The sequence below is a fragment of the Pseudomonas sp. AC136 genome, from assembly GCF_979258585.1.
This window is the reverse complement of record NZ_OZ409865.1, coordinates 4,836,007-4,861,877: the sequence shown is the minus strand read 5'-3', so window position 1 is coordinate 4,861,877 and position 25,871 is coordinate 4,836,007. Positions and strand designations below refer to the sequence as shown.

Annotated in this window: 22 protein-coding genes; 5 read left to right on the top strand and 17 right to left on the bottom strand. The window is 60.3% G+C overall.

All coding sequences use genetic code 11. The annotated features are described in order from the left end of the window. Positions 1–92: 92 nt before the first annotated feature. The 3 genes from ACZZZU_RS21755 to fadD2 form a co-directional block, all read right to left on the bottom strand. Complete coding sequence (locus tag ACZZZU_RS21755; RefSeq protein ID WP_463551780.1) at positions 93–1,469, bottom strand: hypothetical protein; 1,377 nt, start codon at positions 1,467–1,469, stop codon at positions 93–95. Positions 1,470–1,727: 258 nt separating this feature from the next. Further along, a complete protein-coding gene (gene fadD1 / locus ACZZZU_RS21750; protein ID WP_122496675.1) occupies positions 1,728–3,416 on the bottom strand; it encodes a long-chain-fatty-acid--CoA ligase FadD1 in 1,689 nt (562 codons plus the stop codon). 239 nt (positions 3,417–3,655) lie between these two features. Continuing rightward, positions 3,656–5,344, bottom strand: a complete 1,689-nt coding sequence (fadD2, locus tag ACZZZU_RS21745) for a long-chain-fatty-acid--CoA ligase FadD2 (RefSeq protein WP_122496672.1) — start codon at positions 5,342–5,344, stop codon at positions 3,656–3,658. A 282-nt stretch (positions 5,345–5,626) separates the two neighbouring features. Between fadD2 and ACZZZU_RS21740 the strand changes: the two genes are divergently transcribed. After that, positions 5,627–6,586: an alpha/beta hydrolase gene (locus ACZZZU_RS21740; RefSeq protein WP_463551779.1), complete on the top strand. Its 960-nt coding sequence runs from the start codon at positions 5,627–5,629 to the stop codon at positions 6,584–6,586. After that, positions 6,583–7,053, top strand: coding sequence for a MaoC family dehydratase (locus ACZZZU_RS21735; RefSeq protein ID WP_122451309.1), 471 nt, complete (start codon positions 6,583–6,585; stop codon positions 7,051–7,053). Before ACZZZU_RS21740 ends, ACZZZU_RS21735 begins: the two co-directional genes overlap by 4 nt. A 114-nt stretch (positions 7,054–7,167) precedes the next feature. Here ACZZZU_RS21735 and ACZZZU_RS21730 read toward each other — a convergent pair whose 3' ends face one another. The 7 genes from ACZZZU_RS21730 to ACZZZU_RS21700 all read right to left on the bottom strand — a co-directional run bounded on the left by ACZZZU_RS21730 (position 7,168) and on the right by ACZZZU_RS21700 (position 11,822). Continuing rightward, positions 7,168–8,046: an efflux RND transporter periplasmic adaptor subunit gene (locus ACZZZU_RS21730; RefSeq protein ID WP_463551778.1), complete on the bottom strand. Its 879-nt coding sequence runs from the start codon at positions 8,044–8,046 to the stop codon at positions 7,168–7,170. Positions 8,047–8,058: 12 nt separating this feature from the next. Continuing rightward, a complete protein-coding gene (locus tag ACZZZU_RS21725) occupies positions 8,059–8,265 on the bottom strand; it encodes a DUF1656 domain-containing protein (RefSeq protein ID WP_122496665.1) in 207 nt (68 codons plus the stop codon). Then, positions 8,252–10,270 (bottom strand): FUSC family protein, encoded by a 2,019-nt coding sequence (locus ACZZZU_RS21720; protein ID WP_463551777.1) that lies wholly within the window; start codon positions 10,268–10,270, stop codon positions 8,252–8,254. The genes ACZZZU_RS21725 and ACZZZU_RS21720 overlap by 14 nt, the downstream gene beginning before the upstream one ends. Positions 10,271–10,430: 160 nt before the next feature. Next, positions 10,431–10,550, bottom strand: coding sequence for a cytochrome c oxidase subunit CcoM (gene ccoM / locus ACZZZU_RS21715; protein WP_277342762.1), 120 nt, complete (start codon positions 10,548–10,550; stop codon positions 10,431–10,433). Between the two features lie 164 nt (positions 10,551–10,714). Next, positions 10,715–10,879, bottom strand: a complete 165-nt coding sequence (locus tag ACZZZU_RS21710) for a hypothetical protein (protein WP_163016694.1) — start codon at positions 10,877–10,879, stop codon at positions 10,715–10,717. Next, positions 10,876–11,478 (bottom strand): alpha-ketoglutarate-dependent dioxygenase AlkB family protein, encoded by a 603-nt coding sequence (locus ACZZZU_RS21705; protein WP_122496660.1) that lies wholly within the window; start codon positions 11,476–11,478, stop codon positions 10,876–10,878. The genes ACZZZU_RS21710 and ACZZZU_RS21705 overlap by 4 nt, the downstream gene beginning before the upstream one ends. Positions 11,479–11,522: 44 nt before the next feature. Beyond that, positions 11,523–11,822 (bottom strand): aspartate-semialdehyde dehydrogenase, encoded by a 300-nt coding sequence (locus tag ACZZZU_RS21700; protein WP_122496658.1) that lies wholly within the window; start codon positions 11,820–11,822, stop codon positions 11,523–11,525. Between the two features lie 257 nt (positions 11,823–12,079). Here ACZZZU_RS21700 and rapA point away from each other — a divergent pair, with 257 nt between their 5' ends. Continuing rightward, positions 12,080–14,926: an RNA polymerase-associated protein RapA gene (gene rapA / locus ACZZZU_RS21695; RefSeq protein WP_463551776.1), complete on the top strand. Its 2,847-nt coding sequence runs from the start codon at positions 12,080–12,082 to the stop codon at positions 14,924–14,926. 75 nt (positions 14,927–15,001) lie between these two features. Here the strand turns inward: rapA and ACZZZU_RS21690 are convergent, their stop codons facing one another. The 6 genes from ACZZZU_RS21690 to ACZZZU_RS21665 form a co-directional block, all read right to left on the bottom strand. Then, on the bottom strand, positions 15,002–15,577 hold the full coding sequence (locus tag ACZZZU_RS21690; RefSeq protein ID WP_463382158.1) for a hypothetical protein: 576 nt from the start codon (positions 15,575–15,577) through the stop codon (positions 15,002–15,004). Between the two features lie 191 nt (positions 15,578–15,768). Further along, entirely contained in the window at positions 15,769–17,301 is a 1,533-nt protein-coding gene (locus tag ACZZZU_RS21685; RefSeq protein ID WP_122496649.1) for a DHA2 family efflux MFS transporter permease subunit, read from the bottom strand. Between the two features lie 31 nt (positions 17,302–17,332). After that, complete coding sequence (locus tag ACZZZU_RS21680) at positions 17,333–18,520, bottom strand: HlyD family secretion protein (protein ID WP_463551775.1); 1,188 nt, start codon at positions 18,518–18,520, stop codon at positions 17,333–17,335. A 5-nt stretch (positions 18,521–18,525) separates the two neighbouring features. Continuing rightward, positions 18,526–19,992: an efflux transporter outer membrane subunit gene (locus ACZZZU_RS21675; protein ID WP_463551774.1), complete on the bottom strand. Its 1,467-nt coding sequence runs from the start codon at positions 19,990–19,992 to the stop codon at positions 18,526–18,528. Further along, a complete protein-coding gene (locus tag ACZZZU_RS21670; protein ID WP_463551773.1) occupies positions 19,989–20,462 on the bottom strand; it encodes a MarR family winged helix-turn-helix transcriptional regulator in 474 nt (157 codons plus the stop codon). Before ACZZZU_RS21670 ends, ACZZZU_RS21675 begins: the two co-directional genes overlap by 4 nt. A gap of 167 nt (positions 20,463–20,629) precedes the next feature. Then, a complete protein-coding gene (locus ACZZZU_RS21665) occupies positions 20,630–21,241 on the bottom strand; it encodes a MiaE family protein (RefSeq protein WP_463551772.1) in 612 nt (203 codons plus the stop codon). Positions 21,242–21,397: 156 nt separating this feature from the next. Here ACZZZU_RS21665 and ACZZZU_RS21660 point away from each other — a divergent pair, with 156 nt between their 5' ends. Continuing rightward, positions 21,398–22,261, top strand: a complete 864-nt coding sequence (locus tag ACZZZU_RS21660; protein WP_463551771.1) for a universal stress protein — start codon at positions 21,398–21,400, stop codon at positions 22,259–22,261. Positions 22,262–22,317: 56 nt separating this feature from the next. Here the strand turns inward: ACZZZU_RS21660 and ACZZZU_RS21655 are convergent, their stop codons facing one another. Continuing rightward, a complete protein-coding gene (locus tag ACZZZU_RS21655; protein WP_463551770.1) occupies positions 22,318–22,794 on the bottom strand; it encodes a DUF1289 domain-containing protein in 477 nt (158 codons plus the stop codon). Between the two features lie 332 nt (positions 22,795–23,126). On the opposite strand from ACZZZU_RS21655, the gene acnB reads away from it, so the two are divergent. Beyond that, a complete protein-coding gene (gene acnB, locus ACZZZU_RS21650) occupies positions 23,127–25,736 on the top strand; it encodes a bifunctional aconitate hydratase 2/2-methylisocitrate dehydratase (protein ID WP_463552173.1) in 2,610 nt (869 codons plus the stop codon). Positions 25,737–25,871 lie beyond the last annotated feature (135 nt).

The window sequence follows — 25,871 nt, the reverse complement described above, 5'->3', positions numbered from 1 at the left end:
CCTGTCTATTGCCGACAGCGGGTGAAAACAGATCAGGCGCGTTGTTAGAGCGCCCACTCCGCCAACGCCACTGTTGCCGGCAGCCCCGTCACCTATTGCACATCAATTGTGATCGAAAATGGCACGACCAGTTGCTGCACCGCAGGTGTTTTACTCGTCGTCTGGTAGTACTTGAATCTAAAGGGTGAGCTCACCTTGCCGATACCGGACTCGCCATCTACCCAGCCCGCGCCGCTCATATCGCTGCCACAATTAGCCTGACAGAAGGAGCCGCTGGTGTTGGACGGTCCGCCCGGAAATGTTGGAAAGGAATTCATTGGGATATCAATGCCGAACGCTTTGCCTAGCTCCACAGGCTGGTCATCCAGAAAAATCTGCACACCCACATCGCTCGAAGCCGACTGCATGCCCACGCCAACGGCGCCGGTTAGTGGATAGGTGGCTTCAAACGTGACCTCAGGTTTGGTCGACAGCAGCCCCCAGCACTGAAAATCGATGTTCTGCGTCTTCCCGCCATCTTCTATCGCCCCAACCGCTTTGAACTTTTGCTGGCTAACATCTGGCAGTTTTATATTTGAAGGATTGAGCGGAAACGCTGTAAATCTACACACTGGCGCTCCCGCATAAGCTACCCAGTTTGGGGTGTTCGCCACGAGCTTCTGCTCAGGGAAGACAATTTTTTCTCCGGCAAGGGCGAGCCTCGTACCGTCTTGCGAGTAAAACTTGAAAGTGCCCAGTTGCTCAGTCCCGAGCGTAATCGACCCGATCGCGCCTATTAGACCCTGCGGGGCGGATGGCGCAGTGGATGATAACGGGCCTGTTTTCACCATCGACAGCCTCAGAGTGAAGATGTCGAAACCCCTCGCGACGCCGAGGTTCGCTATCACCGGACCGCCGCTCGTACCGAGGTCGATGCCGTCAGTTCCAAAAGTCCCTTTTCCGGGAAATTCGACTTCGAATGCGACCCCCTCGCTTGTGGTCGGTATGCGAAACCGGTTCCCGTTCCTGGTTGCGAGACTGGGCGGAAAATACACCAGCCTAAGAGTTTCATTTTTAAACTCAGCAGGGAAGGTACCGGCGTTACATGTTTTCAAGTCCACCTTCACTTCTTTCAGCAGCATCAAGGTTCCGTTCGGGTACGGATTTTTTGCGTCTTCAAACCACATTTTAGTGTGCAAGAGATCCATGCTAGCCCGCATCAGATTGAGCTGGCCAACTCCCGGCTCATCACCGCCGTAGAGACAGCCAGCATTCGCATTGGAACAAGCTGCGAGGCCAATCAGGGAAAACAGCAGCGCCGGCATGACTGGACGCCGTCCGTCCGGACGGGAGCGGGGCTTTTGTGTAAGGCCGGCTACGTCTGTTCTCCCTGGTTTCACTGTAATTGCAATGCGGTGCCTTTGATTAAAAAGGCCCAGCCGCCGGGAAAGCCCCCCTGCCACATCCTTGAGCGAACGAAACGTTTTCATCGACAAACTCGCGAAAGATTCAAAGCCGCAAGCCTGAACTCGAAAGCGATTGATGGATGCCCGCTACGTCCGCCAGTGATCCACGACAAGCGAACATGGCAATAAGTACAATTCCTACGCGAAGACACTATCGTAAGCAGGGGCTTGCTGAATTTACCTTCTACCCCCATGCACTTTCACCAGCCCGCCTTAGCCGGGAAGACCCTTCACAAACAAAAACGCCACCTAGACGGTGGCGTTTGTTGATTCACGGTGGACTCACTTTTTACCGAGCTTTTTCAACTCTTCATCGCGCAGTTCACGACGCAGGATTTTGCCGACGTTGGTGGTCGGCAGCACGTCGCGGAATTCAACGGCTTTGGGAACCTTGTAGCCGGTGACGTTAGCGCGCATGTGCTCCATGACTTGCTCTTTGGTGACGCTGGCGCCCGGTTTCACGACCACGAAAATCTTGATCGCTTCGCCCGACTTCTCGTCCGGAATGCCAATGGCGGCGCACTGCATAACGCCTGGCAAAGTGGCGAGTACGTCTTCCAGTTCGTTGGGGTACACGTTGAAGCCCGAGACCAGAATCATGTCTTTCTTGCGGTCGACAATGCGCAGGTAGCCGTCTTCCTGAATCAGGCCGATGTCACCGGTTTTCAGCCAGCCTTCGCTGTCGAGAATTTCGTCGGTGGCTTCCTGGCGCTGCCAGTAGCCTTTCATCACTTGCGGGCCTTTGACGCACAGCTCGCCGACCGCGCCGATTTCCAGCTCCTTGCCTTCATCGTCGATGACCTTGCACAAGGTGGAGGGCAAGGGAATACCGATGGTGCCCAACTGAATGGCGTTGAACGGGTTCACGGTAGCAACCGGGCTGGTTTCGGTCATGCCGAAGCCTTCGCAGATGGCGCAACCGGTGACTTCCTTCCAACGCTCGGCCGCCGCTTGCTGCAGCGCCATGCCGCCGGAAACGGTGAGCTTCAGCGAGGAGAAGTTCAGGCGACGGAACCCTTCGTTGTGGCACAGGGCAACGAACAAGGTGTTGAGGCCTACGAAACCGGTGAACTTGAATTTCGACAGGTCGTTGACCATGGTCGGCAAGTCACGCGGATTGGTGATCAGCACGTTATGGCCGCCCAGCAGCATCATGGCCATGCAGTGAAAGGTGAACGCATAGATGTGGTAAAGCGGCAGCGGTGCAATGACGATCTCGCAACCTTCATTGAGGTTGGCGCCCATCAGTTGCTTCACTTGCAGCATGTTGGCGATGAGGTTGCGGTGCGTAAGCATCGCGCCTTTGGCCACGCCGGTAGTGCCGCCGGTGTACTGCAGCACGGCGATGTCGCTGCTTTGCGGGTTGGCTTCGTTGACCTTCTGGCCACGGCCTTTGGCCAGGGCGTCGTTGAGTTTGACGGCGTTCGGCAGGTTGTAGGCCGGCACCATCTTCTTCACGTACTTGACCACGCTGTTGACCAGCAGGCGTTTGAGCGGCGAAAGCATGTCGCCGACTTCAGTGACGATAACGTGCTTGACCCCGGTTTTCGGCAGCACGGTTTCCGCCAGGTGCGCCATGTTGGCCAGGCAGATCAGCGCTTTGGCGCCGGAGTCGTTGAATTGGTGTTCCATTTCCCGCGCGGTGTACAGCGGGTTGGTGTTGACCACCACAAGGCCGGCACGAATGGCGCCGAAAACCACCACCGGGTATTGCAAGACGTTGGGCAACTGCACGGCGATGCGGTCGCCTGGTTGCAGGTCGGTGTGTTGTTGCAGGTAAGCGGCGAAAGCACCTGACAACTCATACATCTCACCGTAGGTGAGTGACTTGCCCATGTTGCTGAAGGCCAGCTTGTTGGCGAAGCGTTCGCAAGACTGTTTCAGTACCGTTTGAATATTCGGGTACTGATCGGGGTTGATTTCGGCAGCAACCCCAACAGGGTACTTATCCTTCCAGAAATTTTCGATCATGGAAGCCCACTCCTAAGCAACAGCTAATCTTCACCGCGCGATGACGGATGTTTTTGTGATTTTCGTACGTTTTAGCCGTGCTGGCAGGCCAAAAAGCGCGCCGAGATTAGCAGCTTTAAAGGAAGGGGAACAGCACCAAACATGGCCTTACCGGTCAAAAAAATGACCGAAAGCCAGGCTTTCGGTCACGTTTAAAACAAAACCGGTTAAAGCCGACTAGCGGCTTTACGCTCAGGTTTTCAGGCGATATCGCGCAGTTCGCGGCGCAGAATTTTGCCGACCGGCGTCATCGGCAGTGATTCTCTGAACACGATGTGCTTGGGAATCTTGTAGCCGGTGAAGTTCTCTTTGCAGTAGGCCTTGAGTTCTTCGGCGGTCAAGCCGCCCTCACGCGCCACCACAAACAACTTCACCGCCTCGCCCGACTTCTCGTCCGGTACGCCAATGGCCGCGCAGCTCTGCACTTTCGGATGGGCCATGACCACGTCTTCGATCTCGTTGGGGTACACGTTAAAGCCCGAGACGATGATCAGGTCTTTCTTGCGGTCGACGATGCGGGTGAAACCGTCCGGGTCGATGACCGCGATGTCGCCGGTCTTCAGCCAGCCTTCGGCGTCGAGCACTTCAGCGGTGGCTTCCGGGCGCTGCCAGTAGCCTTTCATTACTTGCGGGCCCTTGATGCACAGCTCGCCGCGTTCGCCCAACGGCACTTCCTCGCCGTTGTCATCCACCACTTTGAACGCCGTGCCCGGCACCGGAATGCCGACCGTGCCCAGGCGCGCTTTTTCGCCGTAGGGGTTGGTGCTGGCGACCGGGGAAGTTTCGGTCAGGCCATAGCCTTCGACCACGGTGCAACCGGTGACGGCATGCCAGCGCTCGGCAGTGGCTTTGACCAACGCGGTACCACCGGAATTGGTGACCTTGAGGTTGGAGAAATCGACGTTCTTGAACTCGGGATGATCCATCAGCGCCACGAACAGCGTGTTCAGCCCCAGCAACGCCGAGAAGCGCCACTTTTGCAGTTCCTTAATAAAGGCACCGATGTCGCGCGGGTTGCTGATCAGCACGTTGTGGTTGCCGTTAACCATCATCGACATGCAGTTCGCGGTGAAGGCATAGATGTGGTACAGCGGCAGCGGCGCGATCATCACTTCCTGGCCAGGCTGCATCAGCGGACGACCGTCCGGCCCATGCTGGGCGAGGCAAGCGTCGACCTGCTGCATGTTGGCGACCAGGTTGCCATGGGTGAGCATCGCGCCCTTGGCCACGCCCGTGGTGCCGCCGGTGTATTGCAACACGGCGATGTCTTCGAGACCGACCTTCACCGGTTTCAGCGGCTGGCCACGGCCTTGCTTGAGCACCTCTTTGAAACCGACGGCTTGCGGCAGGTTGTAGTCAGGCACCAGCTTCTTGACGTTCTTTACCACGGTGTTGACCAGCCAGCCTTTGAGGGCCGGTTGCAGGTCGCCCATCTTGGCTTCGATCAGGTACTCGATTTCGGTGTCGGGCAGCACTTCCTGCACCAGCTTGCCGAACATGTTCAGGAACACCAGGGCGCGAACGCCGGCATCTTTGAACTGGTGGCGCATTTCCCGCGCGGTATACAGCGGGTTGGTGTTGACCACCACGAGGCCGGCGCGCATGGCACCGAACACAGCAATCGGGTAATGCAGGACGTTGGGCAACTGCACGGCGATGCGGTCGCCAGGCTTGAGGTCGGTGTGCTTTTGCAGGTAGCCGGCGAACGCGGCGGACAAGCGATCCAGCTCGGCGTAGGTCAGCGTTACACCCATGTTGGAGAACGCCGGACGGTCGGCGTATTTCTTACAGGAGCGCTCAAACACCTCGATGACCGACTTGTAGGCGCCGAGGTCAATCTCGTTCGGTACGCCGGCCGGGCGTTTGTCGCTCCAGAAATCAGGTTGCATTATTTTTATCCTCGTTACCTGAGAGTGTCTGGCCCGCGCATTCGGGGCTGACGGGAACTTAGCAGTTCTGGCATACAGCGCAAATACCAGAGGTAGCGTCATTTATTACGTGAATCTTGCTCAACTCGTGCTGACGGACTAAACGACGCCGGGCTGGGACAAGCCCTGACGCTGGCTCTACAATGCCCCACCGCCCGGCAACCGTATGTAGCGCTTTTGTCACCGCCGGCCGGACGCCCGTCAGGGTCAGACCAGGGACGCAGACAAGGAACGAGGACTGCCATGCTTCACGACGACTTCTGGCTCACCGCCAGTGATGCCGCCCCGCTATTCGTCAACCGTTGGTACGCCGAGCACACGCCCAAAGCGGTGGTGATGGTGTCGCACGGCATGGCCGAGCATGGCGGGCGCTATGCAAGGTTGGGTGAAGTATTGGTAGCCGCCGGCTACGAGTTGTATGCCCACGACCAACGCGGCCACGGCCGCACGGCCCAGCGCGGCGTGCTGGGCATGTACGCGGAAAGCAACGGCTGGCAACGGGTGGTCAACGACCTGGCCAACCTCAACCACCACATCCGCCAACAACACCCCAACGTGCCGATTTTCCTGCTCGGCCACAGCATGGGCAGCTACATCGGCCAGGCGTACCTGATGCACCACAGCTGCAGCTTGCAAGGCGCGGTGTTGTCGGGCTCCAACTATCAACCGGCTGGGCTGTACAAAGCGGCGGCGGCCATCGCCCGTTTCGAGCGCTGGCGCCAAGGCGCGACGGGGCGCAGCGCGCTGATGGATTTCCTCTCGTTCGGCTCGTTCAACAAGGCCTTCAAACCGACGCGCACTTCATTCGATTGGCTGAGCCGCGACCCGCTTGAAGTGGACAAGTACGTCAACGATCCACTGTGCGGCTTTCGTTGCACCAACCAACTGTGGATTGACCTGCTCGAAGGCCTGCAGCAGATCACCCCGGTCACGCAGCTCAAACAAATAGACGCCGACCTGCCGTTGCTGGTGATTGGCGGCAGCCGCGACCCGGTGAGTGAAGGCAAGCGCCTGGAACACCTGACCGCCGCGCTACGCGAAGCCGGCCACAAGAACACCCTGCTGAAAATTTACCCGGACGCCCGCCACGAGTTGCTCAACGAGACCAACCGCGACGAGGTGACGACCGACCTGCTCGGCTGGCTGGATCAAACCCTGACCCATAGCCGCCGCAGCCAACCCGAAAGCCAGGAGCCTGCATGAGCCAGATGAGCAATACCCCCTACGAAGCCCTCGAAGTCGGCCAGACCGCCAGCTACAGCAAGACGGTTGAAGAGCGCGACATTCAGTTGTTCGCCGCGGTGTCTGGAGACCACAATCCGGTGCACCTGGACGCCGAATACGCGGCCGGCACCATGTTCAAAGAGCGCATCGCCCACGGCATGTTCAGCGGTGCGTTGATCAGTGCAGCGGTGGCCTGCGAGCTGCCTGGGCCGGGCACCATCTACCTGGGCCAGACCATGCGCTTCACCTTGCCGGTGAAGCTGGGCGACACCCTGACCGTGCGCCTGGAAATTCTGGAAAAGCTGCCGAAATTCCGCGTGCGTGTGGCGACTCGTGTGTTCAACCAGCGGGATGAATTGGTGGTGGATGGTGAAGCCGAAATTCTCGCGCCGCGTTCGCAGCAGACCGTGACGTTGACCGAGCTGCCGCCGATTCAGATCGGTTAACCCTTTCCTGCGAGATTCTGAGTCCCCGCCTGCGCGGGGACGACGGAGTTTTCCCACATTCCACCGTCATCCCCGCGCAGGCGGGGATCCAGAGTCTGGAATCCGGCACACGTTTTAAGGCTTCTCGCTCGCCTCCCCTTCCTCACTCACCCGCACACTCGCCGTCATCCCCGCGCTCAGCTGAACATCAGCGGGCAGCGGGTCGAGTTTGATGCGCACGGGAATCCGCTGCGCCAGCCGCACCCAGTTGAAGGTCGGCTCCACATTGGCCAGCAATTGCTGATCGGGAATGGCGTTGCGGTCGGTAATGCCGCGGCTGATGCTTTCAATCTGGCCGGTCAGTGCCTGGCCCTCGCTCATCAACCACACCTTTACCGGCGCACCGACGCGAATGCGCGGCAGCTTGGTTTCTTCGAAATAGGCCTGAACATAAAACGACTGCTCATCGACCAGCGCCATCATCGGCTGCCCGGCGGTAACGTAGTTACCTTGGGCCAGACGCAAATTGGTGATTTGCCCAGTGCGCGGTGCGCGCAATTCGCTGCGCGCCAGGTTGAGCTCAGCGACGGCCACATCCGCCAGCGCTTCGCGGTACGAGCCCCGGGCTATGTCGGCGGTGATCAGGGCGTTTTCTTTGAGTTCGGCGCTGATCGCTTGTGGGCCAAGCTGAGCACGGCGCGAGGCCTCATGTTCGCGCAATCGCAATTGTTGTTGCCGGGTGTTGGCCACGGCTTGCGCTTTATCCAGCGCTGCCTGGTAGCGCTGACGGTCGAGGCTGAGCAACACGTCGCCGGCTTTAACCGACTGGTTGTCATGCACCTTGAGGTCGACCACCCAACCGGAAACATCCGGGGCAATTACCACGACGTCTGCCCGCACGCGGGCATCGCGGGTCCAGGGCGAGAGCATGTAATAACGCCACAGGTCGTAGCCGGCGAACACCGCCACCACCACCAGACACAGGGTAATCACCACCCGCAGGGTTGAACGCATACCGCCTCCTCTTCACCAGCGCCCAGTTACGGCAACCACGGCCGCCAGTACGCATACAAACAAGGCGGTGTCGAACAACGCCTCATGCCAAATCCAACGCGCCGCGCCAATGCGCTGCAAGCCAAAGCGCAACAGCCCGGTGCACAGCAGCGCCAGCAGCGCATACAACAAAAAAGGGCTGAGCAATACGCCGCCCAACGCCCATTCACGCAAGCCCATGTTCACCCTCCTGTGGCGGCGTATACGGGTTGAGTTCCGACTGTTCACACCACACGCGCCAGCTGTATTGCAGTTGCAATAACGCCGCCTGCGCCAGGCGCCGGTCGATGCTGGCGCCCGACGCACGCAGCGCCGCTTGCAGCTCGGCGGCCGGTTCGTCCAGCGCCGTTACCGAATGGGCTTCGGGCCCCTCGAGCAGCACCGGCTCCAAGGCGCGCATAAACCGCCGCTCGGCCTTGCGAAGCTCCGGCGCGGCGGCCACTTCCAGGCAGCGACGCAGGTGTAGCAGCTCATCGCCTAAATCCAAGCCGCTGATTCCGTCATCCCAACGGCTGCGCGACTGCGCCGGCAGCACCGGGTAATGCCGCGCCAATTGCAGTAGACGATCAGCCATGCGCCCACCAAACCAGTTCTCGGCCCCGGCCAACGGGCGCTGCGGCAAACGGCTGAGGTCCACCAACATGGCGCGCAACAGCCGCTGCGCATGCCAGGCCGGATGGCGCAGGTCGATCACGCGGAAAATCTGCACGGCAAAGCCCACGCCCAGCACGATGGCCACGCCCTGATTGAGGAATGACGACACGTCAAAACGCATCAGATTCTGTGGCCCGCACAGCACGATGAATTGCAGCGCAAACGAGGTGCAGGTGCCGGCGATGGCCGGTTTGGTCATGCCCAGCAAGGCGAAAAACAGCGGCACGCCCATGGCCAGGCACAGCAGCGGGAAACCGCTTAATTCGGGCAGCAGCAGTTGGCCAACACCGAAGGCGACGGGCAACGAATAGATCACGCCGCGCAGAAAGCCGAGGCCGATTTGGGTGGCGTTTTCGCGGTTAGCGAACAGGCTGCAAAGCACGGCGGTCATGGTCAGACCACCGGCGGCAGAGGTCCAGCCAGTGGCCAGCCAGAACGCCGCGATAAGCAGAAACGCTACGCCGCTGCGAAAGCCATACAACGACGCCATTTGAATGTCGCGGTGCCAGGACAGCGCGCGCGGCGCATCATCCGGCGCTACGCCCTGCTCAACCGCTTCCAGCGCCTGATGCGCCGCCAGCACTTGGCGCACCAGCAAGGCCAGGCGGCCGACGGAATATTGCTGAACGGTGGACAGCGAGGCGTCATCGGCGGCGGCAATCAGGCGTTCGCGCAATTCAAGCAGTTGCGGTATTTGCGGATCGGCCAGCGCCGCTTGCACTTCATCCAACAGCGGCCGTAGCTGCTCGGTTTCTGCTGGCGACAGCTGCCGCCATTGCCGCGCCACGCCGCGTGCAAGGCGCAGTTGGGTGAGCAAGTCACGGCTGAGCACACGCAAGGCCACCGCCCGCTGGCGCCCGCGACTGCCCTCGAACCAGGCGTGCTCGCGCTGAGCGTCTACCGCAACGATGCGCCCCAACGCGCCGAGTAAACCCTGCCGCTCCTGACGCTCGCCGCTCAGCGCCGCGCCTGAAGCCTGCAAGCCCGCGAGCCAGGCATCGCGCGCCTGCTTGGCTAACAACTGCTCGACTCGCTGCGGCCACAGCAACGCGCTCATCACCGTGGCGCAGACAATGCCCAGCGAGATTTCCGTACAGCGCGCCACGGCTTGGTCAAACACATTCAGCGGGTTACCAATCGCCGGCAACGCGATGATCACCACCGTGTAGCCAGCCAGCACAAACGCATACGCCCAGGCGCTGCGCAGCAAGGTCGACGCCGCCGTGCAGATGCCCAGCCACGTTGCCAGCACCAGCAGAAACAGCCACGGCGTCTGCGCAAAAAGCGCCATCACCACCACCGACATCACCGTGCCCACCAGGGTGCCGCACAACCGCGCCAAACCCTTCTGCACCACCATGCCCGACAGCGGCTGCGCGACGATCACCGCCGTCATCAAGGCCCACTGCGGTTGCTCCAAACCAAAACGCATCGCGCACCACAACGCCAGGCCGGCGCCCAGAAGCGTTTTGATCGCAAATTTAACCGCAGGGATTTCAGGCGCAAGAAACGCCTGCAATTGAGCGCGCACTAGGCGAAACCTTTTAAGAGATACGGTTCAACATAGCTGGGACTGGTGAAAAACGGGAATGGTGCGAGCGGGATTTCAAGGTGGCCAAATCGCAGGCAAAAAAAAGGGCAACCTAAGTTGCCCAAATTGCCTTGCGTGCCCGTGAAACCGTAGTGACCGCTTACTGCTGTGCTTTGTGCTTGCGGATGTCACTGCGGATGAACCAACCAATCCCACCGAAAAACGCGAACATCAGCGCCACTGTGGCCAGACCTGCGAATACTGCTACGTCGAAAAACATGGAAGCCTCCAGGTATGTTCGTTTGAACATAGGTTCTGCAAAGAATGGACACAGGATAGGGAGTCGATTCGGAAGCGAACTTGATCTGGGTCAACGGCAACCAAGGTGGCGTATTGGGAAAACTCGGTGGTTGCCGTCGGACGACAGCAACGCAGGGGCGACAATCAGGGCTTTTTCGGTTTGTTCTTGGGTTTTTTCTTTTTCGCCTGGGTCAGCGGCAGCGCCTGTTCAAACGCCTGGCGCACTTCGTTCAAGCGCTTGTCGTTGAGGTCGTGAATGCGTTTGTCGCGCTCGGCGGTGAAGTCGATCAGCTTGCTGTCAGTGCTCATGGCTGGGACCGAATAAGGCGAAAAGTGAGGTTAAGCCGCGGCGCGCAGGGTTTGCGCGTTTTGGCGACCTGATGCTGCCAATAATGCTGCGTCTGCCCGGCCATGACCAGTAGCGAACCGTGCTCAAGCATTAATGAATGCTCGATACGACTGCTGCCGACGCGGCGCAGGTCAAAGCGTCGCGCGCCGCCCAGGTTGAGCGACACCACGGTCGGGTTAAGCCCCAGCACCGCTTCGCTGTCGCTGTGCCAGCCCATCGAATCCTGTCCGTCGCGGTAGTGGTTGATCAGCAGCCCGTTAAAGCGCTCGCCCACTTCCGTTTGCACACGCTGGCGAATGTCGGCGAGTAGCGGCGTCCACGGCAATGGCTCGTGGGTCATGCCGGAATAACGGTAACGGGCATCGCTGTCGCCATACCAAGCGAGCAAGCGCGGCACGGGAAAATGCTGACCGTGAATAAACACGCTCGGCTGCTCCCACGGCGTTGTCGCCACTAGTTCAGCAAGCCAGCGGTCGGCCGTGGCTGTATCGATCCACTGGGGCGTGTAACGCAAATCGGCGTTGGCAAGGGCAATCGGCGCAGTATCGAAAAGATCCAAAACCAGTCCTGCAACAGTTGGTGAACGAGCGCAGCCGGCGCGCCCTACACTTCGACATCCACCCACAGACCCTGACGCGGCAATTGCTCAATCAGGTCCTGGTCTTCCTCGGCCACCTCGCCTTCGGCCAGCTCGGCGGCGCTGTAGCCGCGACGCTGACGACGCCGGCGCTGCTCTTCCCACAGCAGCTCCTCGGCGTCTTGCGGATGACGCTTATCGAGCGCGACCGGACTTTCTTCGGCGCTGCTTTCGGTGGGCGCCACCGCTGGCACCACCGGAACCGGCTTGACCGGATCCTGCTGGGTGGTAACCGGAGCGAGGCTATGGGGAATCGGGGGAAGCATTGTTTAGCTATCCTCTGAATGACCGACGGTTTAGGCGCAAAAAGATTGGGGCCTTTACCAGGGCTTTCGGCCATCAAATCGACGACTTTAGCGGAGTATCGCTACACTTTAAGCATATGGATATGCCTTTATGCTCTTTTTGACGCTGTACCGCGCGCGATGTTCAAAGCGCCAGTAAGCAGTTGATGTTGATCGTCTTTGGCCAGAGCCGCCGGGTTCCGTTACCATAGCCGGCTTTTTCACCGCGGGAGACAGGCATGGCGCAGCAGTATGAACCGGGGCAACGCTGGATTAGTGACAGCGAAGCGGAGTTGGGCTTGGGCACGGTCCTGATGCAGGACGGCCGCATGCTCACCATGCTCTACCCGGCCACTGGTGAGACCCGCCAATACGCCACCCGTAACGCGCCGCTGACCCGCGTACGCTTTTCGCCCGGCGATGAAATCACCCACTTCGAAGGCTGGAAGCTGACGGTTCAGGAGGTCGACGACGTCGACGGTCTGCTCGTCTATCACGGCCTCAATGCGCAGAATCAGTCGGTCACGCTGCCGGAAACGCAGCTCTCGAACTTCATCCAGTTCCGTTTGGCCAGCGACCGCCTGTTCGCCGGCCAGATCGACCCGCTCGCCTGGTTCGCCCTGCGCTACCACACCCTGGAACACACCAGCCGCCAGCTGCAATCATCGCTCTGGGGCCTGGGCGGCGTGCGCGCACAACCCATCGCGCATCAGTTGCATATCGCCCGTGAAGTGGCCGACCGCATTGCCCCGCGCGTATTGCTGGCCGACGAAGTGGGCCTGGGCAAAACCATCGAAGCGGGCTTGGTTATTCACCGTCAGTTGCTGTCAGGCCGCGCTAACCGCGTACTGATTCTGGTGCCGGAAAACCTTCAGCATCAGTGGCTGGTGGAAATGCGCCGCCGTTTCAACCTCGACGTCGCGCTGTTCGACGCCGAGCGCTTTATTGAAAGCGACGCCAGCAACCCGTTCGAAGATTGCCAGTTAGCTTTGGTCGCCCTGGAATGGCTGTGCGACGACGACAAAGCGCAAGACGCCCTGTTCGCCGCCGGCTGGGATTTGCTCGTGGTCGACGAGGCGCACCACCTGGTTTGGCACCCGGAACAAGCGAGCCCGCAGTACCAACTCGTTGAGCAATTGGCCGAAGTGATTCCCGGCGTACTGCTGCTCACCGCCACGCCCGAACAGCTCGGTCAGGACAGCCACTTCGCGCGCCTGCGCCTGCTCGACCCGGCGCGCTTCCACGACCTGGAAGCTTTCCGCGCCGAAAGCGCCAATTACAAGCCGATTGCCGAAGCGGTGCAGGAGCTGCTCGACCAAGGGCGCCTGTCCGCCGCTGCGCACAAAACCATCCACGATTTCCTCGGCGCCGAAGGCGAAGCGTTGCTCGCGGCCGTCACCGATGGCGATATCGAAGCCTCCGCCCGCCTGGTGCGCGAACTGCTCGACCGCCATGGCACCGGCCGCTTGCTGTTTCGCAACACCCGCGCCGCCGTGCAGGGCTTCCCGGAGCGCGAACTGCATCCGTACCCGCTGCCGTGCCCAGATCTGTATCTCGAGCTGCCGGTGGGCGAACACGCCGACCTGTATCCGGAAGTCAGCTTCCAGGCCCAGCCTGAGGCGAGCGAGGAAGAGCGCTGGTGGAAATTCGACCCGCGCGTCGATTGGCTGATCGACACCTTGAAAATGCTCAAGCGCGTGAAGGTGCTGGTGATTTGCGCCCACGCCGAAACCGCCATGGACCTCGAAGACGCCCTGCGCGTGCGCTCGGGCATTCCGGCCACGGTGTTCCATGAAGGTATGAATATTCTGGAACGCGACCGGGCAGCGGCTTATTTCGCCGATGAAGAATTCGGCGCTCAGGTGTTGATCTGTTCGGAAATCGGCAGTGAAGGCCGCAACTTCCAGTTCTCTCATCACTTGGTGCTGTTCGACCTGCCGGCGCACCCGGACCTGCTCGAGCAGCGCATCGGCCGCCTCGACCGTATCGGCCAGAAGCACACCATTCAACTGCACGTGCCGTATCTGGAAAACACGCCTCAAGAGCGTCTGTTCCAGTGGTATCACCAGGCGCTGAACGCCTTTCAGGCCACCTGCCCCACCGGCAACGCCCTGCAACATCAATTCGGGCCGCGCCTGCTGCCGATGCTGGAAAACGCTGACGACGGCGACTGGCAGGTGTTGGTCGACGAGGCCAAAGCCGAGCGCATTCGCCTTGAAAGCGAGCTGCACAGCGGCCGTGACCGCCTGCTGGAACTCAACTCCAGCGGCTCGGGCGAAGGCCAGGCATTGGTTGAAGCGATTCACGAACAAGACGACGAATTCGCCCTGCCCATTTATATGGAAGAGCTGTTCGACGCCTTTGGCATCGAGAGCGAAGACCACTCCGAGAACGCATTGGTGCTGCGCCCGAGCGAGAAAATGCTCGACGCCAGCTTCCCCCTGGGCGACGACGAAGGCGTGACCATCACCTACGACCGCAACCAGGCGTTGTCGCGTGAAGACATGCAGTTCCTGACCTGGGAACACCCGATGGTGCAAGGCGGCATGGACCTGGTGCGCGGCGGCTCGATGGGCAACACCGCCGTCGCGCTGATCAAAAACAAAGCGCTCAAGCCCGGCACCGTGTTGCTCGAATTGCTCTACGTGAGCGAAGTCGTGGCGCCGCGCGTGCTGCAACTTGGGCGTTACCTGCCGCCGGCCGCCCTGCGCTGCCTGCTCGACGCCAGTGGCAACGACCTGGCCGCGAAGGTGTCGTTCGAAAAACTCAACGACCAACTCGAAGCCGTGCCGCGAGCCAGCGCGAACAAGTTTGTGCAGGCGCAACGCGACAGCCTCAATCAGCAACTCAACTCGGCCGAAGGCAAAATCAGCCCACGCCACGTTGAGCGCGTTGAAGAAGCCAAGCGCCGTCTGGCCGCCGACACCCACGAAGAACTGGCGCGCCTCACCGCCTTGAAAGCGGTGAACCCCAACGTGCGTGACAGCGAGCTGGAAACCTTGCGCAGCCAGTGCGAACAAGGCTTGGCCATGCTCGACAAAGCGGCCCTGCGCCTGGAAGCCATTCGCGTGCTGGTCGCCGGCTAATTACTGCGCCCATAAAAAACGGCAGCCCTCGGGCTGCCGTTTTTGTTTACGCCGCTTACTGGCTAAACGCGTCGCTTACTTCGGGTATTTCTGGTGGAACAAAGCGATTTGTTTCTCAGGCTTCCTTTCTTCTTTCATCAGCCCGTACACCACGCGCTCACCTTTAGGGCCGCCACCGATTTCGGTGTAGCTGAAGGTTGGCTCGCCGGTTTTGTACATGTCCATCATGTCGCCGTAACGGGCGAACACGTAAATGATGCCGTCCTTGCGAATTTCACCGTAGAACGGGTTGCCAGGCACCAGGCTTACGTCGAGAAAACGAGCAGCGGCCACGTCTTTCAGCGCCAGGTTCTGGTCTTCAGCTTTCAGGCCAAGAATGACCGAGCGGCCGAAGTTGTCTTTCTTCTCCAACGGCTTGAGCACCGGAGCCTGGCCGGTTTGCAAGAACTGGCTGAACACCGCGTAGTCGTCGAATACATAGACTTCGCTCTGGGTACGCACCTGATACCAATCGGTGTTGTTCAGCGCTACGTCCGGCGCTTTGCCGGCAGGCTTGGCAGGCGTCTGCGCCGTGCTCGCGCAGGCGCTGACGGCAGCGGCCAGCAAGGCAATGGCGACGGGTTTGATGTAACGCGACTGGATAAACAACATGGCAACTCCTCTGAGGTAAACGCAGGCTTGCAAACTGCCCGAGTTCCGTGACGGAGGAATTAATTTTTGATGTATGAATGATGACAGCGGCAAGCGGAAGCGTTTCCACCGCTCGTAGGAGCGAGCTTGCTCGCGAAGCTCTTGGGATCAACAGCTTCGCGAGCAAGCTCGCTCCTCCACTCTATATACCGTTAATGCCCGGCGCTGGCTTCTGGCCCGGCTTTAGCGGTGAACGGCGGCTTGGCCAGCCAGACAATCACGATCAGGCCCATAAACATCCAGCCCAGCAAGGTGAAGTAGTCGATGGTCGAGAGCATGTACGCCTGGCTTGTCACCATCTGATCCAGTTGCGCATAACTCTGGGCACCGGCGCCGCCGAGGTTGTGCAAGGCCTCACGCGTGGCGGGGTCGTACACGCTGATGCTTTCGGTCATGTAGGCATGGTGCTGATCGGCGCGACGGATCCAGATCCAGGTGGTGAGCGACGCCGCGAAGCTGCCGCCCAGCGTGCGCAGAAAGGTGGCCAAGCCCGAGCCGTCGGCGATCTGATTCGGCGGCAGGTCCGACAGCAAAATCGTCAACGTCGGCATAAAGAACAGCGCCACACCGATGCCCATAAACAGCTGCACCAGGGCGATGTGCTGGAAGTCCACCTCGGTGTTAAAGCCGGCGCGCATAAAGCAGCTCAAGCCCATGGCCAGAAATGCCAGACCGGCCAGCAAGCGCATGTCGAACCGTGGTCCGTACTTGCCGATGAAGGGTGACAGCAACACCGGCAATATCCCCAACGGCGCGGCGGCAAAGCCGGCCCACGTGGCGGTGTAGCCGAGCCGGGTTTGCAGCCACTGCGGCAAGATCAGGTTGATGCCGAAGAACGCCGCATAGCCCAGCACCAACACCAGCGTGCCGTAGCGAAAGTTGCGGTAGGCGAACAAGCGCAGGTTGACCACCGGGTGAGCGTCGGTCATTTCCCAGATGACGAAAAAGGCCAGGGCCACCACCGAAATCGCCGTGCCGACAATGATGAAGGTGGACTCAAACCAGTCGGCGTCGTTGCCTTTGTCGAGCACGATCTGCAACGCACCAACCCCCACGATCAACGCCATCAAGCCCACGTAATCCATGGGCTGGCGGCTGGTGACCACCGGCCGCGCAGCCAGTTGCTGACGCACCACGAACGCGGCGAACAGACCAATCGGCACGTTGATAAAGAAAATCCACGGCCAGCTGTAGCTGTCGGTAATGGTGCCGCCCAGAATCGGCCCGGCAATCGGCGCCACCACCGTGACCATGGCTAGCAAGGCGATGGCCATGCCGCGTTTAGACGGCGGGTAGATGGCGATCAGCAGCGTCTGCGCCATCGGGTAAAGCGGCCCCGCGACGATGCCTTGCAGCACGCGAAAACCCACCAGCTCAGGCATCGAGCGGGAGATACCGCATAGAAACGAGGCCAGCACGAACAGCAGCGTGGCCCACAAAAACAACTTCACCTCGCCAAAACGTCGGCTCAGCCAGCCGGTGAGCGGCAGCGCGATTGCATTGCTCACCGCAAACGAGGTGATCACCCAGGTGCCCTGCTCCGCACTGACGCCCAGGTTGCCCGAGATGGTGGGCAACGCCACGTTGGCGATGGTGGTGTCGAGCACCTGCATAAAGGTGGCGAGCGACAGGCCAATAGTGGCGAGCAGCAAGCTGGGCGGTGTGAATGACGCTTTGGTGTCCATGGCTTTTCCTGACGGGCGCAACGCCTGGCGATTAACGCTGAGCGGTTTTAGCCACGGCGCTGTTCTGTTGAATCAGTTGCTGAATCAACGCGTCAGCCTGCGACAGTTGCTGCTGGTACACGTCCGTTTCAAAGGCCGGCTGCTGCCGCGCTTTTTGCGCCAACACCGGGCCGCTTTGGTCGTGCAGGTCAACATCCACTTGCGTCGACAAGCCAATACGCAACGGATGCTCACGCAGCTGCTCGGGGTTGAGCACCACACGAACCGGCACGCGCTGCACGATTTTGATCCAGTTGCCAGTGGCGTTTTGCGCCGGCAGCAAGGCGAACGCGCTGCCCGTACCGGCGCCCAGGCTGTCGATGGTGCCGCTGAAGGTGACGTCGTCGCCGTAAAGGTCGGAGGTGATGTGCACGGCCTGGCCGATGCGCATCTCAGCCAACTGGGTTTCCTTGAAGTTGGCGTCGATCCACAGCTGGTCGAGGGGAATCACAGCCATCAACGCTGTGCCCGGCTGCACGCGCTGGCCCAGCTGCACGGTGCGTTTGGCCACATAACCGGTGACCGGCGCGATCAGCGTGGTGCGCCCGTTTTCCAGGAACGCCTGGCGCAACTGCGCGGCGGCGGCCTGAACATCGGGGTGCGAGGCCACGCTGGTGTCATCAACCAACGCGCTGCTGGTGTTCAGGCGCTGCTGGGCATCGCTCAGAGAGCCTTGTGCGGCGGTCAGGTCATCGCGGGCGTGGGACAGTTCTTCTTGGGAAATCGCCCCGCTCGCCGCAAGGGTTTTGCGGCGGTTGTAGTTTTCCTGCGCCTTTTGCACCGCTGCCTTTTGCGCCACTACCTGGGCTTTCAAGCCATCGACATTGCTGTACAAACCGCGCACTTGGCGCACGGTGCGGGCCAGGTTGGCTTCGGCACTTTGCAGGGCGACTTCGGCGTCGTTGGGGTCGAACTTGACCAGCACCTGGCCTTGTTGCACCAGGTCGCCATCGTCAGCACCGATGCTAATCACGGTGCCAGTGGCCAGTGGCGTAACGGAGACCACGTTGCCGTTTACGTAGGCATCGTCGGTGTCGACGCTGAAACGGCCATACAAGTGATACCAGGCCCACGTGCCGGCGCAGGCCACAAGAACCACGACCAGCAAACCCAACAGCAGGGCTTTGCGTTTGCCTGGATTGGCGTTGGTTTGTTCGGAAGTTGCGGTAGGAGTAGCCATGGCAATTACCTTGTTTGTTCAGACAGAGGGGCGTTACTCGCAGCGAGGTGCTCGCCTTGGTAACCGCCGCCGAGGGCCTGCATCAGTTGGATCGACAAATCGATTTGCTCGGCATTCAGACTGGCGAGCTGGCGTTGCGACTGGAGCAATTGCTGCTCGATGGTCAATACATCGAGGTAATTGCCGATGCCCGAGCCGAAGCGTTGCACCGCCGTGTCATACGACTGCTGCGACACATCGGTGGCGCGCTGCTGCGCAACGATCTGGCGGGCAATCGCCTGAAGCTGATTGATGGTGTCGCTGACGTCGTTGAGTGCGGCGATCAGGCTTTTGTTGTATTGCGCCACGGCCAGATCGTAGTCGGCGTCGCGTCCGTCCAGGTCCGCGCGCAGACGGCCGCCGTCAAAAATCGGCAGGGACACGGCAGGGGCAATATTGAAAAACCGACTCGGTGCGCCAAACAGGGAATCGCCCAGCAACGATTGGGTTCCAGCGGCCGCAGTGAGGTTCAGGTTGGGGTAGAACTGCGCCTTGCCGGCCTCAATGTTTTTGCTCGCCGCTTCAACCCGCCAGCGCGCGGCGACCAGGTCGGGGCGCCGCCCCAACAGCTCGGCCGGCAGCGACGACGGCAACGCCACTGCGCTGGGCTGCAGCACCGCCGGACGGGCGATCTCGTTGCCCCGATCCGGCCCTTTGCCCAACAACACGGCCATCGCCACGCGAGCGCTTTGCAGGCGTTTTTCAGCGTCGATCAGCTGCTCTTGGGAGCTGGCAGCCAGGCTTTCGGTTTGCTGGTATTGGTATTCGCTGTCGATACCCGACTGCAAGCGGCGCTGGCCGAGGTCGAGCATTTCTTGCGTGCGCTTCACGTCTTCCTGGGCGAGGTCGCGAACGATATAGGCCTGCCCCAAGTCGCTGTAGGCGCGGGCGACGTTGGCGGCGAGGGTCAGCGACGCGGCCTGGCGATCCACTTCAGCGGCGCGGGCCTGGCCCAATGCCGACTCCCACGCGGCGCGCTCACCGCCCCACAAGTCAAAGCTGTAGTCGAAGCCGAGCTGGGCGCTGCGCAAGGTGCTGTAAGCGCCGCCCTGCCCGAGCGGATCTTGGTCGCGAGCCAGGCGTGAACGGCTGACGCTGGCTTGGGCGTTCACGTTGGGCATGCGTGCGGCATCAGCGCCCAACGCGGCGGCGCTGGCCTGATGCGCCCGGGCGCTGGCGATCTGCATATCGGGGCTGTCACGAAGCGCCTCGTTGATCAACGCATCGAGTTCGCTGTCGCCAAGACTCGTCCACCAATCGCGCTGCGGCCAGGCAGCCGGTGACAGGGTGATGCCTTCCAAACTCTGCCCCGCTTTCAGGTTCCGCGCGTCCAGGCTCTCGCCTTGCGTGCTAAGGCCGCGATAGTTGGCGCAGCCGGCCAGCAACAGGGCGGCGAGCGTCAGGCTGAAAGCGCTTTTCAGGGATTGGCTCATGCCTCACCCCCGAAGCGTTCCACTACGATGGAGTCGCCCGCGGCCAGCAGCATTTTTTTCAGCAGCCCCTCCAGCGTCTGAAGTTCGGCGGGCGTCAGCGCGGCAGTGAAGTCGTTCATGGCAGCGGCGCCAATGGTCGGCAGCAGCGCATTGAGGGCACGGCCTTCATCGGTCAGCGACAGGCGCACCTGGCGGCGGTCGCTTTCGCTGCGGGTGCGGCTGATCAGGTTTTTCTGCTCAAGGCGGTCGAGCATGCGCGTCATCGAGCCGCTGTCCAGAGACAAGTGGCGGCACAACTCGGCCGGGGTATCGTAGCCCTGCAAAATGATCATCAGCACTTTGAATTGCGCGGCCGTCACGCCGTGAGGCACGAGGTAGCTGTCGAGAATGCGGTCTTTGAGCAACGCAGCGCGCCCCACCAGCATGCCGATGCGCACGTATTCGAAAGTTTCGGGGGTGTAATGGGTCATTGGAATCACCGATAGCTGCCTAGGCAGGTAGTGGCGTCCAATTTACTGCCTAGGCAGTTAAAGTCAACGAAAATACTTAGGCCACTATCGGAATTTCCTGATAGGAAAGATCGAAGCGCCCGATGGTTTTCGGGCGGCTTCTGATTAGCGGAGAGGAAAAGGCGCGCTTAAGCGGCAGCAGGAACGCCGCTGTGGAAGCGGAAGTCAGGATCGGGAGTTTCGATAAGCTCGCGTTCTTTCTCTGCGATCTCAACGATTTTGCCTTGAATGTCCGCTTCGTCGCCGTACTGGTAGGCGAGCTTGAGGTAGTCCTGAAAATGTCGCGCTTCGGACTTGAGCAAGCTGCTGTAGAACTTGCCTAACTCCTCGTCCAAGTGCGGCGCCAGGGCGGCGAAACGCTCGCAGGAGCGGGCCTCTACAATGGCGCCCACCAGCAGCGAGTCGGTCAGGCGATAGGGTTCGTGGTTTCGAATCAGCTTGCGCAGTGCCCCGGCGTAGCGCGCCGAGCCGACGTTGAACCACGGCATACCGCGCTTTTTCATCAAGCCCAGCACCTGCTCGAAATGACGCAGCTCCTCACGGGCCAGGCGGGACATCTTGTTCTGCAGGTCCAGCTTGTTGCTGTACTGGAACATGAACTGAAACGCCGAGCCGGCGGCCTTCTTTTCATTGTTGGCGTGGTCGATCAACAGGATATCGAGGTTGTTCAGTGCCGCTTCCACCCAACTGGCGGGCGTGGGGCAAAGCAGGAAGGCGTCGATTTCAGGAAGAACAGGCATAAATCACGGCTGGGCTATTGGGCAGGCGGCGGATTATACGGCGGTGTTCGCTGTAACGCGCGTGGAAAACGGTTGATCCACATCATTCAGCGCAGCGCTGAGCTAAACCTATAGTGCCGCCGCACGACCATGCCGATAGACAGTGAGGACACGACCATGCAAGCCGTTCGCAGCATTCTGGTGATTATCGAACCCGACCATCCCGAAGGCCACGCGCTGAAACGCGCGAAGCTGATTGCCGGCGTTACCCAGTCGCATCTGCACCTGTTGGTATGCGACAAGAAGCACGACCATTCCGGCTTGCTGGACGTTCTAGGCAACGGTTTGCGTGAAGAGGGTTACAGCGTCTCCAGCCAGCAAACCTGGCATGACAACCTGCACCAAACCGTTATCCAGGTTCAGCAAGCCGAAGGCTGCGGCTTGATCATCAAAGACCATCGCCCAGACAGCCCGCTGAAAAAAGCCATTCTCACGCCGGAAGACTGGAAGCTGCTGCGGTATGCGCCCTGCCCGGTACTGATGGTGAAAACCGAACGGCCGTGGACACAGGGGGTCATCCTGGCCGCTGTCGATGTTGGGAATAGCGACGGTGAGCACAGAGCGTTGCATGCCAGCATCATCAACCACGCCTTTGAAATTGCCGGGCTGGCCAAAGCCACCCTGCACGTCATCAATGCTCACCCCTCGCCGATGCTGGCTTCGGCCGATCCGGTGTTTCAACTGAGCGAAACCATCGAAGCCCGCTACCGCGAGCGGTGCAAAACTTTCCAAGAGGAATTCGGCTTCGGCGACGAGCAATTGCACATCATGGAAGGGCCGGCCGATGTGATGATTCCATTCACGGCGAAAAAGCTCGGCGCCGTCGTTACGGTAATGGGCACAGTGGCCCGCACCGGGCTTTCCGGCGCGTTGATTGGCAACACGGCCGAGGTGGTGCTGGATCAGTTGGAGAGCGATGTGCTGGTACTTAAACCGGACACGGTGATCGCGCACTTGGAGGAGTTGGTGGCACAACGTTAATCGTCGCGTTATCGCGCCCTTAGAAACCGCCTGCTGTAGGCGGTTTTTTTACGCCTTTACACGCGGCTTTCGACGCCTTCGCGCAAGAAGCGGGGGGCGATGTAGCGGTCGTAGTGGGCTTCGGACAGCAGGAAGAATTCGCGGTCGATGGCGTCGCGCAGTTCCGGCAGCGACCAGTCGCGAAACTCTGGCAGCAGCACCATGCCGTAAGCCTCCAACTGGTTAATCACCCGCGCGCCCCGGGCGATGAGCTGGTAGGCCCAACAGTATTCCGATTGTTCAGGCACAAACCGGATCTGCCGTTGTTCAAGCTGCTGACGCAACCGCGCAGCGTCAAACACGTCGACCTTGGCGGCCATCACCTGAACCAAAAGAATTTCCAGGCGTAACCACACGGCGCGTTTTTCTTCATCGGTATACAGGTTCCAATTCACCACTTCATGGTGAAAACGCTTACAGCCGCGACAGACCAGATCCCCATACACGGTGGAACACAGGCCGACGCAGGGCGTTTTTATGCGGTGATTGGACATAGGCAGACGGTGACAGAAAGGCAGGAACAGGCCGGCATCTTAGCCCTTTGTCTAGAGGGGGTCACCCCGGAGGTTGTAGGGGTTTGTCTTACCTTTACTGCGCTTTTCCAGTAGAATCGCCGGGCCATTCTTAGGCGTGATGTCCGTTAGAAGCTGTTTTCAAAGCGTCACGAGCACAGTTAATCCCGCAGGAACGCAGTTGGCTGGGTTACCACGATTCGCCGGTAGTCCAGCCAGCCCTCATCTAAACGTCCTGCAGGCGTAAAACTTTGAAAGCAGCTTCTGGATGCGTCCCGGACAACCCTATGGGACCACTGATGAGGGTAATAACTGTGCTTGAAGCCTATCGCAAACACGTTGCAGAGCGTGCAGCTCAGGGTATCGTGCCCCAGCCGCTAAACGCCGAACAAACTGCCGGCCTGGTTGATCTGCTGAAAAACCCGCCTGCAGGCGAGGAAGAATTCCTCGTTGACCTGATCACCAACCGCGTACCACCAGGCGTAGACGAAGCTGCCTACGTGAAGGCCGGTTTCCTCTCCGCTGTCGCCAAGGGCGAAGCCACTTCTCCGCTGATCAGCAAACAACGCGCCGTTGAGCTGCTCGGCACCATGCAAGGCGGCTACAACATCGCCACCATGGTTGAGCTGCTGGATAACGCCGAGCTCGCCCCTACCGCTGCCGAACAACTCAAGCACACCCTGCTGATGTTCGATGCGTTCCACGACGTGGCCGAAAAAGCCAAGAACGGCAACGCTCACGCTAAAGGCGTGCTGCAATCGTGGGCTGACGGCGAATGGTTCCAGAAGCGCCCAACCCTGGCTGACAAAATCAGCCTGCGCGTGTTCAAAGTAACCGGCGAAACCAACACCGACGACCTGTCGCCTGCTCCTGATGCCTGGTCTCGTCCAGACATCCCGTTGCACGCCCTGGCCATGCTGAAAATGGCTCGCGACGGCATCGTGCCGGACGTTCAAGGCTCCATCGGCCCGATGAAGCAGATCGAAACCATGCGCGGCGAAGGCTTCCCGATTGCCTACGTCGGTGACGTGGTAGGTACCGGTTCTTCGCGTAAATCCGCCACCAACTCGGTGCTGTGGTTCTTCGGCGACGACATTCCGTACGTACCGAACAAACGTGCCGGTGGCTTCTGCTTCGGCTCGAAAATCGCCCCGATCTTCTACAACACCATGGAAGACGCCGGCGCACTGCCTATCGAGTTCGACGTATCGAACATGCATATGGGCGACGTCATCGACCTGTACCCGCATGCCGGCAAAGTCTGCAAGCACGGTACCGATGAAGTCCTCACCACCTTCGAACTGAAAACCCCGGTTCTGCTGGATGAAGTTCGTGCCGGCGGCCGTATTCCGCTGATCGTGGGCCGTGGCCTGACCGAGAAAGCGCGTGCCGAACTGGGCCTGGGCCCAACCGATCTGTTCAAGCTGCCAGAAGCCCCGGTCGACACCGGCAAGGGTTACACCCTGGCGCAGAAAATGGTCGGCAAGGCGTGCGGTCTGCCAGTTGGCAAGGGCATCCGTCCTGGCACCTACTGCGAACCGAAAATGACCACCGTCGGCTCTCAGGACACCACCGGTCCAATGACCCGTGACGAACTGAAAGACCTGGCGTGCCTGGGCTTCTCGGCTGACCTAGTAATGCAGTCTTTCTGCCACACCGCTGCTTACCCGAAACCCATCGACGTCACCACCCACCACACCCTGCCGGATTTCATCCGCACCCGTGGCGGCGTGTCGCTGCGTCCTGGCGACGGCATCATCCACAGCTGGCTGAACCGTATGCTGCTGCCAGACACCGTCGGCACCGGTGGTGACTCGCACACCCGTTTCCCGATCGGTATTTCCTTCCCGGCAGGTTCCGGTCTGGTCGCCTTCGCCGCAGCCACTGGCGTAATGCCGCTGGACATGCCGGAGTCGGTACTGGTTCGTTTCAAAGGCAAGCTGCAGCCAGGCATCACCCTGCGTGACCTGGTACACGCGATTCCTTACTACGGCATCCAGAAAGGTCTGCTGACCGTCGAGAAGAAGGGCAAGATCAACGCCTTCTCCGGCCGCATCCTGGAAATCGAAGGTCTGGACGAGCTGACCGTTGAACAGGCTTTCGAGCTGTCCGACGCCTCTGCCGAGCGCTCCGCTGCTGGTTGCACCATCAAGCTGCCGGAAAAAGCTATTGCTGAGTACCTGAAGTCGAACATCACCCTGCTGCGCTGGATGATCAGCGAAGGCTACGGCGATGCCCGCACCATGGAACGTCGCGCTCAAGCGATGGAAGCCTGGCTGGCCAACCCGGAATTGCTGTCTGCCGACGCCGATGCCGAGTACGCCGAAGTCATCGAAATCGACCTGGCCGACATCAAAGAGCCTGTGCTCTGCGCGCCAAACGACCCGGACGACGCCCGTCTGCTCTCGACCGTTCAGGGCGAGAAGATTGACGAAGTGTTCATCGGTTCGTGCATGACCAACATCGGCCACTTCCGCGCTGCCGGCAAGTTGCTCGACAAGGTCAAAGGTTCGATTCCTACTCGTCTGTGGCTATCGCCGCCGACCAAGATGGACGCTCATCAGCTCACCGAAGAAGGCTACTACGGCATCTACGGCAAGGCTGGCGCGCGTATGGAAATGCCGGGTTGCTCGCTGTGCATGGGTAACCAGGCACGCGTTGCGGCGAACTCGACCGTTGTGTCGACCTCGACCCGTAACTTCCCGAACCGTCTGGGCGATGGCGCCAACGTGTACCTGGCATCCGCTGAACTGGCCGCTGTGGCGTCCATCCTCGGCAAGCTGCCAACCGTTGCCGAGTACATGGAATACGCCGCGAGCATCGACAGTATGGCTGCCGACGTTTACCGCTACCTGAGCTTCGACCAGATCGCGGAATTCCGCGACGCTGCGGCAAACGCTCAGATTCCGGTTGTTCAAGCGTAACGAAACGCCGCTTTAGAAAGAGCCCCGCCTAGTGCGGGGCTTTTTTATGCCTGCGCTGGCGCAGCGCTCGAGTGCTGCTAGGGTAACAACCGTGGCGCGGCCTTGAAGCGCGCTCTCATTTACCGATTGGGGAGC